Source organism: Halomonas sp. BM-2019, assembly GCF_017584085.1.
Genome location: NZ_CP071922.1, coordinates 1,305,517 through 1,315,609, shown reverse-complemented (window position 1 = coordinate 1,315,609; position 10,093 = coordinate 1,305,517). Strand labels below are relative to the sequence as shown.

Here is a 10,093-nt window from a genome sequence, read left to right as displayed (position 1 = left end):
CCCTGGTGGAGGGCTACGGCCTCACCGAGAGCTCGCCGGTGGTGAGCTTCAACCCGTTGGTCGGGCTGCGCAAGCCGGGCAGCATCGGCATCCCGGTGCCGGGGACCGAGGTCCGCCTGGTCGACGCCGACGGCCAGCCGGTGGCCCAGGGCGAGCCGGGTGAGCTCACCGCCCGGGGGCCCCAGGTCATGCAGGGCTACTGGCAGCAGCCGGAGGCGACCGCCCAGGCCCTGCGCGACGGCTGGCTCTATACGGGGGATGTCGCCGCCATGGACGAGGACGGCTACCTGCGCATCGTCGACCGCAAGAAGGACCTGATCCTGGTCAGCGGCTTCAACGTCTACCCCAACGAGGTGGAGGACTGCATCGCCCTGCTGGACGCCGTCCACGAGGTGGGGGTGATCGGCGTGCCCGATCCCGACACCGGCGAGGCGGTGCGCGCCTATATCGTGACCCGCGCCGAGCTCGACCCCGAGGCGGTGAAGGCGCACTGCCGGCAGCATCTGGCCCGCTACAAGGTGCCCAAGCAGATCGCCTTCGTCGACGAGCTGCCCAAGAGCCCGATCGGCAAGGTGCTGCGCAAGGACCTACGCGCCGAGTACCTGAAGGATCATCCACAAGCCGCCACCGCCGGGAGCCCCGCATGCTGAGCCCACTCGAGGAGACCCTGCTGGCCATCATGATGGCCGTGATCATGCTGGGCATGGGGTCGTCGCTGACCTTCAAGGACTTCCGCATCGCCTTGCGCCACCCCCAGGCGATCGGCATCGGCTTCGCCTCCCAGTACCTGTTCATGCCGCTGCTCGCCTTCCTGATCGGCCGCGCCCTGCAGCTCCCCCCCATCCAGGCGGTCAGCCTGATCCTGATGGGCTGCGTGCCCGGCGGCACCACCTCCAATATCTTCGCCTACTTCTCGAGGAGCCTGCTCGGGCTCTCCATCCTGATGACGGTCTGCTCGACCCTGGCGGCGGTGCTCATGGTGCCGCTGGTGCTGGCCCTCTACACCGCCGGCATTGACGCGGCCTTCCGGATCCCCTCGGGCAATATCGTCGCGGTGCTGGGCGTGCTGCTGGTCCCCACCCTGCTCGGGATGTGGCTGCGCCGGCGCAACGCCAACCTCGGCGCCTGCACCGAGCTGATGGGCGGCATCCTCGGCGTGGTGGTCATCGTCTTCTTGATCGCGACCTGGGTGCCGCGCAACTGGGAGCTGTTGATGACCACCGGCGCCGAGGTCTATCTGGCGGCCATTGGGCTGGGCCTGTGCGGCTTCGTCATCGGCTACTGGTTCAGCCGTGCCGCCCGGCTCGACCCGCTGAAGGCCCGCACCGTGTCGCTGGAGACCGGGATCCAGAACGGGCCGCTGGCGGTGCTGATCGTCACCCTCTCTTTCACCGGTGAGACCCAGCAGCAGATGCTGCTGATCCCGGTGATGTACTCGCTGTTCATCGTCATCAACTCCACCTTCGTGACCCTCTACTACCGGGCCCGCAACCTGCGCGAGGAGCTATCCCGCGACCAGGCGAAGGTGGAAACCGCGGCGCCGGCCAGGGGCTGAGGCGCTGCTCGAGCGAGCCAGCAACCCGCAATTGGACGGAGCAGCAACCAGCAATTGGACGGAGTACTAACCAGCAATTGGACGCTGGCATGACCCGCAATCGGACGCTACCGCAGTTGCCGGCTGCCAGGCCGTGCCCATCGGCATGCTGTGGAGAGAAGAACCCGACCATAGCGAAGGCGATGGACTTGAACTAGACTAGATTAGTCTAGTCTAGTTGATCGAGGCGCTGACCATGGACACCGTCAATATCCACGAGGCCAAGACGCATCTGTCCCGGCTTCTGGCCCGCGCGGCGGAGGGCGAGACGATAGTGATCGCCAAGGCGGGCCAGCCCATCGCCAAGCTCACCCCCATCGATGCGCCAGCGGCTGGCAAGACACGCCGCCTCGGATTCCTGGAAGGCGTGTTCCAGATCCCCGACGATTTCGACACCATGGGCAGCACAGCGATTGCCGAGATGTTCGAAGGCGGCGAATCACCATGATGCTGTTGCTGGATACGCACCTGCTGCTCCGGGCCGCCTCGCTGCCGAACCGCCTCTCGGCAGCGGCCCAGGAGAAGCTGCTGGATGAGCACAACGAGCCCTGCTTCAGCGCCGCCAGCATCTGGGAGGTGACCATCAAGGCCAGCCTGGGGCGTCCCGACTTTCGAGTGGACCCTTCCCTGCTGCGCCGCGGCCTGATCGACAATGGCTACACGGAACTGCCCATCACCAGCAGCCATGCCCTTGCCGTCCACCACTTGCCCCCCATTCACCGCGACCCGTTCGACCGCCTGCTGGTCGCCCAGGCCGAGAGCGAGGGCATGCTGCTGCTGACCACCGACGCGACAGTGGCGCGTTACCCCGGCCCGATAATGCGGGTGTAACAGCTGGACGATGCTGGAGACGGGACAAGAGATGGGGTGGTGGGCCCAGCTGGACTCGAACCAGCGACCAAGGGACATAGTCATGCCCCGGATGGCGTGGTGGTCCATCGGGACACTATGCAAGAAAAATCAGGTGGTTGGCGACCCCAATTCAGAACCACCTGAATAGTTACCAGCAACCTTAACCAAATCCATGTAGAATCCCCTGCAAAAAAGCCAACCTGTCAACCTATCGCAGGGATGCTCTGAATATGCGGTCATTCTTGAAGCTGGTCCGGCCCCACCAGTACCTGAAGAACGGCTTCGTACTCCTAGGGCCACTGTTCGCCCACCAGTGGGATTTCGTCACGCTCAGCCAGGCGCTGCTGGCCTTCCTGGCCTTCTGCTGCATGGCCAGCGCGGTCTACGTGCTAAACGACATCATGGACATCGAGGCGGACCGGGCGCACCCCGTGAAGTGTCGACGCCCGTTGCCCAGCGGGGCCATCTCGCTTGGGACCGCCAAGCGTCTGCTGACAGGCTTGGTGGTGGGGTCGTTGGTGCTGTCGCTGCTGGTTAGTGGCTGGATCACGCTGTTCGTAGCGAGCTACTTCGTCATCAATATCTTCTACTCCTGGCACCTCAAGCACGTGGTGATCCTGGATGTGTTCCTGATCTCTTCCGGCTTCATGCTGCGCATCCTGGCCGGCACGGTGGGTCTGGGTATTGCGCCGTCCGCCTGGCTGCTGCTGTGTGGTCTGATGGTCACGTTGTTCCTGGGGTTCGCCAAGCGCCGCGCCGAGTTGCTGATGCTGGAGGCCACCGACGTGGCCAACAACGGCCTCACGCGGCGGGTGCTAGACGACTACAGCCCCGAGATGCTGGAGCAGTTCATCGCGGTGACCGCCGCCTGCACGATCCTCGCCTATGGCCTCTATACGATGTCGCCACAGACGGTCGCCATCCACGGCAGCGACCACCTGATTTATACGCTACCGTTCGTGGCCTACGGCATCTTCCGCTACCTGTTCCTGCTGCACCGACGCGCCAAGGGCAATGACACGGCCAAGGACCTGATACAGGATCGCCACCTGCTGATCACGGTTGTTGCCTGGGTGGCGACCACTGTCTGGGTGTTGTCATGACTGCCGTGGTGAATCACCTGGAAGGTTGGCGGCTGCGTGCGCTTATCCTCTCCATAGGGGCTGCCACTGCAGGCTATCTTGCCTTCTCGCTCTGGGGAGGCTGGGATGAGGTTGTAGCCGCCTTCATGCAGATTGGCGTGCTGGGCACGCTGATCGCCCTGGCCATGTCGCTGGTGAATTACGGACTACGCTTTGGGCGCTGGCAGCTCTACCTGTCGCAGTTGGGCCACCGCGTGCCATGGGCGCCGAGCCTGCGGATCTACCTCAGCGGCTTTGCCCTGACCACCACCCCCGGCAAGGCGGGCGAGGCCTTTCGGGGCGTGCTCCTCAAGCAACGTGGCGTGCCATTCCCCGCGACCTTCGCCGCTTTCATCAGCGAGCGTCTTTCCGACCTCGTTGCCATTGTGCTGCTTACCCTGGTCGGACTGGCCCAGTACCCCCAGGCGCGGGGCATCGTGCTCGCCGGGGTGTTGGGAATCGTGGTGGTGCTGGCCTGTCTGTCGAGTCAGACATTGCTGGATCGGCTTTACCACTGGGCGTCTGCCCACAAGGGTAAGCTGATGTCGTTGATTACCCATGCCAGCGAGATGCTGGTAGGCGCACGCCGCTGCCATCGTCCCGCCCTGCTGAGTGTCACCACAGTCATCAGTGTGGTCGCCTGGGGCGCCGAAGCGCTGGCTTTCTACTGGATGCTGGGCTGGCTCGGAGCGGATATCTCGCTATCGTTTGCCATCTTCGTCTATGCCCTGTCGATGCTGGCCGGTGCCCTCAGTTTCTTGCCGGGTGGCCTGGGCAGCGCCGAGGCAGTAATGGTTTCCCTGCTGGTCCTCAAGGGCATGACCATGCCCGCTGCCATCGCGGCAACGGTGTTCATCCGCCTGGCCACACTGTGGTTTGCCGTGGTGATCGGCCTGGTGGCCTTGGTCCGTAGCCGTCACGGGGAAGCTACATCGGAGGAGGCCGCATGAACGTCCCGCGTTCCTGGAATCGCCTGCCATGTGTGGCCCCTGACGCAGTGTATACGCTGACCCAGCGCACGACTGACGTGCCGGACCACCTGCCCCGGCCGCTACTGGCTTATGGCAACGGGCGCAGCTATGGCGACGTGTGCCTGACCGAACAGGGCACCCTGCTGCTGACCAGAGGGCTCGACCGCTTCATCGAGTTCGACCCCCAGCGGGGCGTAGTACGCTGTGAGGCGGGCGTGACCCTGGCCGAGATCCTCGCTCTGGTAGTGCCACGCGGCTGGTTCCTGCCCAGCACGCCGGGCACACGCCTGGCTACGGTAGGCGGTGCTGTTGCCAACGATGTGCATGGCAAGAACCATCATGCACTGGGCAGCTTCGGGCACCATGTGCGTGCACTGGAGCTATGGCGCAGTGATGGCAGCGTCATCGAGTGCCGCCCGGAAGACAGCAGCGGTTGGTTCGCGGCTACCGTGGGTGGGCTGGGTCTGACTGGCCTGATTCGCTGGGTCGAGTTGAAGCTGATGCCCATCCAGAACCCCTGGATGTGGGTCGAGTCGCGGCGCTTTGCCAACCTGGACGAGTTCTGGGCGCTCAACCGCCGCGCCGAGGCCCGCTGGCCCTACACCGTGGCCTGGATCGACTGCCTGGCAAAGGGTAAGGCCCAAGGCCGGGGCATCCTACTGGCTGGCCAGCATGCGGCGACACAAACCGAGCTGCCGGCCTTCAAGGCGGGCGGCAAGCGGATCCCCGTCGACCCGCCGTTCTCGCTGGTCAACGGCCTGAGCCTGCGTGCCTTCAATACCCTCTACTACCGGCAGCCGGTGAGGCCCCAGGGAGCGCTAACCCACTATGTGCCGTACTTCTACCCGCTGGATGGGATTCAGGACTGGAACCGCATCTACGGACGGCGGGGCTTCTACCAGTACCAGTGCGTCATCCCGCCCCGCGAGGCTGAAGGCGCTACGGCGGCCCTGCTCGACGCCATCGCCAAGCGCGGAGAGGGCTCGTTTCTTGCCGTGCTCAAGACCTTCGGGCGCAAGTCCTCGCTTGGCATGCTGTCGTTCCCTCGCCCAGGCACCACTCTGGCCCTGGACTTCCCCAACCGGGGCAACAAGACCCTGCGTCTGCTGGAGGCACTGGATGCCATCGTGCGTGAAGCCGGTGGAACCCTTTACCCCGGCAAGGACGCCCGTATGCCGGCAAGCCTCTTCCAGTCGGGCTTCCCTCAATGGGAAGCCTTCAGCGAGTACGTCGATCCCGGCTTCTCTTCCCGATTCTGGCAGCGGGTGACCTCATGAACTCCCTCAAGCGTGTATTACTTTTCGGCGCGACCTCAGCCATTGCCGAGCAGACCGCCCGTCAGCTGGTCGCCCAGGGCGCCTCCGTCTTCTGCGTGGGGCGCAACCGCGACAAGCTGATGCCCCTGATAGACGACCTCAAGGTGAGAGCCAGCGAACAACAGCGGATCGATGGCTGTGTGGCGGACCTGACCGACAGCGCTCAGCATGCCCATCTCATCGATGCCGCCGAGCACCTGCTGGGTGGCATCGACGGCGTACTGATCGCCCACGGCACGCTGCCTGATCAGCAGGCCTGCCAGGCGGACACCGCCCTGACTCGCCAGGAGATCGAGACCAACGCCCTGAGCGTGATCAACTTACTGACTCTGCTCGCCAACCGCTTTGAGCAGCAGCAGCGTGGCGTGATCGCCGTGATCAGCTCGGTGGCCGGCGACCGAGGGCGGCAGAGTAACTACGTCTACGGTGCCGCCAAGGGGATGGTCACCCTGTTCCTCCAAGGGCTGAACAACCGGCTGGCCAAGGCCAACGTCGACGTGGTGATCATCAAGCCCGGCTTCGTGGATACCCCCATGACCGCCGAATTCGACAAGGGTGGACCGCTGTGGGCCAAGCCAGAGCAGATTGCCAAGGGCATCATCAAGGCCATGCAGAAGGGCAAAGGGGAGGTGTACCTGCCTTGGTTCTGGTGGGGCATCATGCTGATCATCAAGCACATCCCCGAGACAATCTTCAAACGGATGTCGCTATGAGCCAGAACGACGCCTCTAACAACCGCCCCGTGGCATTCTTCGACTTCGACGGCACCCTGACGACCGGCGATACCCTGATGCCGTTTCTCAAGTTCGTCGTCGGCACGCCGACCTACTACGCCAAGCTGGCCCTGGTCAGTCCCGTGCTCGCAGCCTACTTCGCCAAACTGCTGCGCAATGATATTGCCAAGCAGATCGTGCTCAAGCAGTACCTGGCCGGATATCACATCGATGATCTCTTCGAGAGAGGGCAACGCTTCAGCGAAGAGGTGATCCCCACCATGCTGCGTCCCGAGGGCATGGAGCGTCTCCGATGGCACAAGGAGCAGGGCCATGAGTGCGTGCTGGTGAGTGCCTCGATGGACGTTTACCTGAATGACTGGGCACAGCGAGAGGGCTTCTCAGAGGTGATCTGCACCGCACTAGAAAAAGATGCCAGTGGGCATGTGTCGGGTAGCATCCAGGGCGAAAACTGCTACGGCAAAGAAAAACATCGCAGAGTTGTACAATGGCAGTCAGGGAAGTACCTAACTGATACGTATGCTTATGGGGATACCTCAGGTGACGTTCCAATGCTTACCGCAGTGAAGAGTGGGTATCTTTGGAAAAAAGACAAATTTTATTCTATTTAGAGGGTTGGTGTGGTGAGAAGCATATCGAATTACGCAGTATATGCCCTTGTTGCTTTAGGTGTCTCCCTCTCAGCCATAGGGGTTTTCTACCAGTATTCATACTGGTGGGATGAGCTTAATTCAGTTGTGGCCGCCGGGCTAAGCCTCACTGAAATGTTTGATATTTTTATACTGGTAGATGTGCATCCGCCATTATATATGATGCTTCTTGGGGCATGGGTTGATTTATTTGGACCCGGCGAGAGGCAAGTTCGTTTTCTAAGCTTCTTGTTTGCTGCTTCATCTCTGTATTTCATTGCATCTTGGGCGAGAGATGAGATGGATGATGTCGGATTTAAAACGGTGATTTTGTTTTTTTCTACTGCGCCGCTTTTTGTTTTCTACTCACAAGAGGCAAGATCATATGCAATGATGCTGTTTTTGGCATCTGTTCTGACAACATGCTATCTAAAAAGCTATCATCTTGAAGGTATGAAAAGGTTTTTTATATTTTCATGTCTTTCTGTTTTGTTAAGCCTTACGCATTACTTCGGATTTGTTTACGCCGGGCTGATTATAATATTTTCTCTTTTTGAGTCTCGGAGGGAGATTCGTAGGTCGTTATCGATTGTCTTCACAGGGCTGGTTTGCTTTATTTGGCCGGCAATACACTTATTCAAAGGAAGTGTCGGCGAAAAATCAGGGGATAATTTCTGGATAAAGTCAGAAGGTTTTCAGTCTACGATATCTAGCCTGTCATCAGGATTGACGCCGCAAATTAACATCCTTGCGGGGAAGCTTGGCGGGGAGATGTATCGGGAGTATCTGGCGGCGCTAGTTTTCATCATACTTTTTGTTTTGGTTGTCGCTCTTGCTCGTAAGGGGAGAGGATTAATTAAGAGCCCCGGGAGCAGCATCCTTTTAAAACTGACGGCACTGGTCTCATTTTTTGCTCTGATCATGATTGCCATAGATTATCACTCTCCAATATCCACGAGACGAAATTACATTGTTTTGCTCCCCGCTTTTTCGATATTACTTGGCCTTGCAGTTCAGGGAATGAAAAGCATAGGATTTAAGTATTTGATGGTTGCCGTGGTCATTGGAGGAATTGGGAATATTGGGATTGCTTCTGTTAATGTTAAATCAAAAGTTTCTCCCATGCAGAATAACTCAGGGGCAGTGGAGTATATTGAAGAAGAAAATTCTGAAGGGGATAATATTTATTATTTGGCGAGAAACGGAACTTCGATGCCGGAAGTTCAGAAGATGATGGCTGAGTTTTACTTCTCAGACGACGATATTGAGATTGAGCCGGTTTTTATAGAAGATATCTACAGCATTGAGAGTCCGTTCTTCATGTTGATGCAGCAGCAAAGTCATGACCTTGATGAGATCGTAGATGAATTTAGAAGTGTCGGCGCAGAGGTCGGATACATAACGCCGCAGAGAAATCAAAGTGTAGCGGTTCTCTATAGCAAGTAAACGGTCGCTTTCTTTACGCGCACTGACCGCCCCTCCAGGAAGTCTTGGAGAGGCGGTTTTTAGTCAATCTGAATCCGCGAGGTCGGCCCCAAGAAATCCTTCTAACCCACTGACCTGCATGGCAATATAGCCGTTATCGCCATTCATCCAGACAGTGTCATGCCCAACATCAAATTCCGCGCCAGTCGCCGCACCCTCACCAGCCACGCCGGGTCTGCGATATGACGCGGTCGGGAGCCGTGTCGCTGAGCGCGATCAGCTCATAGGTACCGCCGGGGGCTTCGGTGCGAAGAGGGTAGTAGCTGGAAAGGGTCGGCTGGCTGTCCAGGTCGATGAACAGGACCTTGAGGCCCGCATCGGCCAGGAGGCCGCCCAGATTGGCTGTGACGGTGGTCTTGCCGACGCCGCCCTTGGTGGAGATAACAGACATGATGCGCATTGATTGTGCCCTCGTGTGGTAACGAGTGGCCTAAGGGTCGAACCTCAATCAATGCAGTGCGTACTTGGTGGGCCCAGCTGGACTCGAACCAGCGACCAAGGGATTATGAGTCCCCTGCTCTAACCAACTGAGCTATAGGCCCTTTCAGAGGAAGGTGCGCCGGGGCGCGGACGTATGATAGCGAATGGCGATGAAGGTGGCCATAGCCAGCCGCGCTCCCTTGGCCGATTCCACCACCGCGGCACCTTCTCCCGCTGCCGCGGTCTTCAAGGAGCCCGCCCCCTTCTGGAGATCCGCCGGTGCGCCTGCGTCCCCTTGCTCGCTTCCCCGTCCTTGGGTCGGCCCTCTTGACCCTGCTGCTCACCCTGCCGGCGGCCGCCGCCTGGGAGCTGGACCCCGCCCAGTCGCGGGTGGCCGCCACCGTGGTGCAGCTCGCTCCGGAGGGGCCGATTCCCCGTCAGCACGAGGTGCGCCGGCTCTCCGGTGCCGCCGAGGCGGATGGCACCCTGGTTCTGCCGCTGCGACTGGCCCAGAGCGACGTGATCGAGCGCCTGGGCCCGCTGCCGCCCTGGCTCTCGGGCTTCACCGAGCGGCCCATGGCGACCCTGTCCACCCGCTTTCCGCCGGAGCGCCTGGAGGCCCTTGCCGTGGGTGATTCTCTGGTGGAGGTCCTCGAGCTCTCGGTGCAGTCCGGCAACGCCACCCGCCACGAGCCCTTGACGGTGCGCTTTACCCGGGAGGCCCCCGACCGGGTGCGGGTCATCAACGCCGGGCGGGTGGCCCTGGACGGCCGCGAGCTGATGGCCGACCCCAGCCTGCGAGCGGTCCTGCTGCTGCTCGGCTACGAGCAGATCGGCGACGAGGTGCCGGTGAGCCTGGATGCCCTGCTGATCCGGCGCTGAACCCGGCCACGCCCGCCTCACCCGCCTGCCCAGGCCTGCGACCAGGGGACGCCGGATCCCCGGGTCGCGCCGCTCTCCGCGCCGACTCA

At 60.9% G+C, this 10,093-nt stretch carries 11 protein-coding genes, 1 tRNA gene and 1 pseudogene; 11 read left to right on the top strand and 2 right to left on the bottom strand.

Annotation, left to right across the window (positions count from 1 at the left end; genetic code table 11):
* From J5F18_RS06685 to J5F18_RS06640, 10 genes are all read left to right on the top strand, one after another.
* Positions 1 to 650, top strand: a 650-nt coding sequence (locus J5F18_RS06685) for an AMP-binding protein (RefSeq protein WP_346301506.1), incomplete at its 5' end; no start/stop codon positions are given.
* A complete protein-coding gene (locus J5F18_RS06680) occupies positions 644 to 1,555 on the top strand; it encodes a bile acid:sodium symporter (protein WP_346301505.1) in 912 nt (303 codons plus the stop codon). The genes J5F18_RS06685 and J5F18_RS06680, both read left to right, overlap by 7 nt.
* A gap of 235 nt (positions 1,556 to 1,790) precedes the next feature.
* Entirely contained in the window at positions 1,791 to 2,042 is a 252-nt protein-coding gene (locus J5F18_RS06675) for a type II toxin-antitoxin system Phd/YefM family antitoxin (RefSeq protein WP_346301504.1), read from the top strand.
* The gene (locus J5F18_RS06670; RefSeq protein ID WP_346301503.1) at positions 2,039 to 2,425 is read left to right on the top strand and encodes a type II toxin-antitoxin system VapC family toxin; all 387 of its coding nucleotides are present in this window, start codon (positions 2,039 to 2,041) and stop codon (positions 2,423 to 2,425) included. Before J5F18_RS06675 ends, J5F18_RS06670 begins: the two co-directional genes overlap by 4 nt.
* A 251-nt stretch (positions 2,426 to 2,676) precedes the next feature.
* On the top strand, positions 2,677 to 3,549 hold the full coding sequence (locus J5F18_RS06665; RefSeq protein WP_346301502.1) for a decaprenyl-phosphate phosphoribosyltransferase: 873 nt from the start codon (positions 2,677 to 2,679) through the stop codon (positions 3,547 to 3,549).
* Positions 3,546 to 4,517 carry a lysylphosphatidylglycerol synthase transmembrane domain-containing protein gene (locus tag J5F18_RS06660; RefSeq protein WP_346301501.1) on the top strand — a complete coding sequence of 324 codons (972 nt, stop codon included), beginning with the start codon at positions 3,546 to 3,548 and terminating at the stop codon, positions 4,515 to 4,517. The genes J5F18_RS06665 and J5F18_RS06660 overlap by 4 nt, the downstream gene beginning before the upstream one ends.
* Entirely contained in the window at positions 4,514 to 5,815 is a 1,302-nt protein-coding gene (locus J5F18_RS06655) for an FAD-binding oxidoreductase (RefSeq protein WP_346301500.1), read from the top strand. The genes J5F18_RS06660 and J5F18_RS06655 overlap by 4 nt, the downstream gene beginning before the upstream one ends.
* On the top strand, positions 5,812 to 6,567 hold the full coding sequence (locus tag J5F18_RS06650; RefSeq protein WP_346301499.1) for an SDR family oxidoreductase: 756 nt from the start codon (positions 5,812 to 5,814) through the stop codon (positions 6,565 to 6,567). The genes J5F18_RS06655 and J5F18_RS06650 overlap by 4 nt, the downstream gene beginning before the upstream one ends.
* The gene (locus J5F18_RS06645) at positions 6,564 to 7,199 is read left to right on the top strand and encodes an HAD-IB family hydrolase (RefSeq protein ID WP_346301498.1); all 636 of its coding nucleotides are present in this window, start codon (positions 6,564 to 6,566) and stop codon (positions 7,197 to 7,199) included. Before J5F18_RS06650 ends, J5F18_RS06645 begins: the two co-directional genes overlap by 4 nt.
* Before the next feature lie 9 nt (positions 7,200 to 7,208).
* Positions 7,209 to 8,663 (top strand): glycosyltransferase family 39 protein, encoded by a 1,455-nt coding sequence (locus J5F18_RS06640; protein WP_346301497.1) that lies wholly within the window; start codon positions 7,209 to 7,211, stop codon positions 8,661 to 8,663.
* Positions 8,664 to 8,874: 211 nt separating this feature from the next.
* On the opposite strand, the pseudogene J5F18_RS06635 reads toward J5F18_RS06640, so the two are convergent.
* A pseudogene (locus J5F18_RS06635) lies at positions 8,875 to 9,102 on the bottom strand (ParA family protein); the annotation flags it as partial.
* A gap of 65 nt (positions 9,103 to 9,167) precedes the next feature.
* Positions 9,168 to 9,244 (bottom strand) — tRNA-Ile (locus J5F18_RS06630).
* Positions 9,245 to 9,401: 157 nt separating this feature from the next.
* Between J5F18_RS06630 and J5F18_RS06625 the strand changes: the two genes are divergently transcribed.
* Positions 9,402 to 10,004 carry a hypothetical protein gene (locus J5F18_RS06625; RefSeq protein WP_346301496.1) on the top strand — a complete coding sequence of 201 codons (603 nt, stop codon included), beginning with the start codon at positions 9,402 to 9,404 and terminating at the stop codon, positions 10,002 to 10,004.
* Positions 10,005 to 10,093 lie beyond the last annotated feature (89 nt).

Coding starts and splice junctions, on each gene's coding strand:
- J5F18_RS06675 (WP_346301504.1), top strand. CDS start 1,791: ATGGACACCGTCAATATCCACGAGGCCAAGACGCATCTGTCCCGGCTT.
- J5F18_RS06650 (WP_346301499.1), top strand. CDS start 5,812: ATGAACTCCCTCAAGCGTGTATTACTTTTCGGCGCGACCTCAGCCATT.
- J5F18_RS06665 (WP_346301502.1), top strand. CDS start 2,677: ATGCGGTCATTCTTGAAGCTGGTCCGGCCCCACCAGTACCTGAAGAAC.
- J5F18_RS06645 (WP_346301498.1), top strand. CDS start 6,564: ATGAGCCAGAACGACGCCTCTAACAACCGCCCCGTGGCATTCTTCGAC.
- J5F18_RS06655 (WP_346301500.1), top strand. CDS start 4,514: ATGAACGTCCCGCGTTCCTGGAATCGCCTGCCATGTGTGGCCCCTGAC.
- J5F18_RS06660 (WP_346301501.1), top strand. CDS start 3,546: ATGACTGCCGTGGTGAATCACCTGGAAGGTTGGCGGCTGCGTGCGCTT.
- J5F18_RS06680 (WP_346301505.1), top strand. CDS start 644: ATGCTGAGCCCACTCGAGGAGACCCTGCTGGCCATCATGATGGCCGTG.
- J5F18_RS06670 (WP_346301503.1), top strand. CDS start 2,039: ATGATGCTGTTGCTGGATACGCACCTGCTGCTCCGGGCCGCCTCGCTG.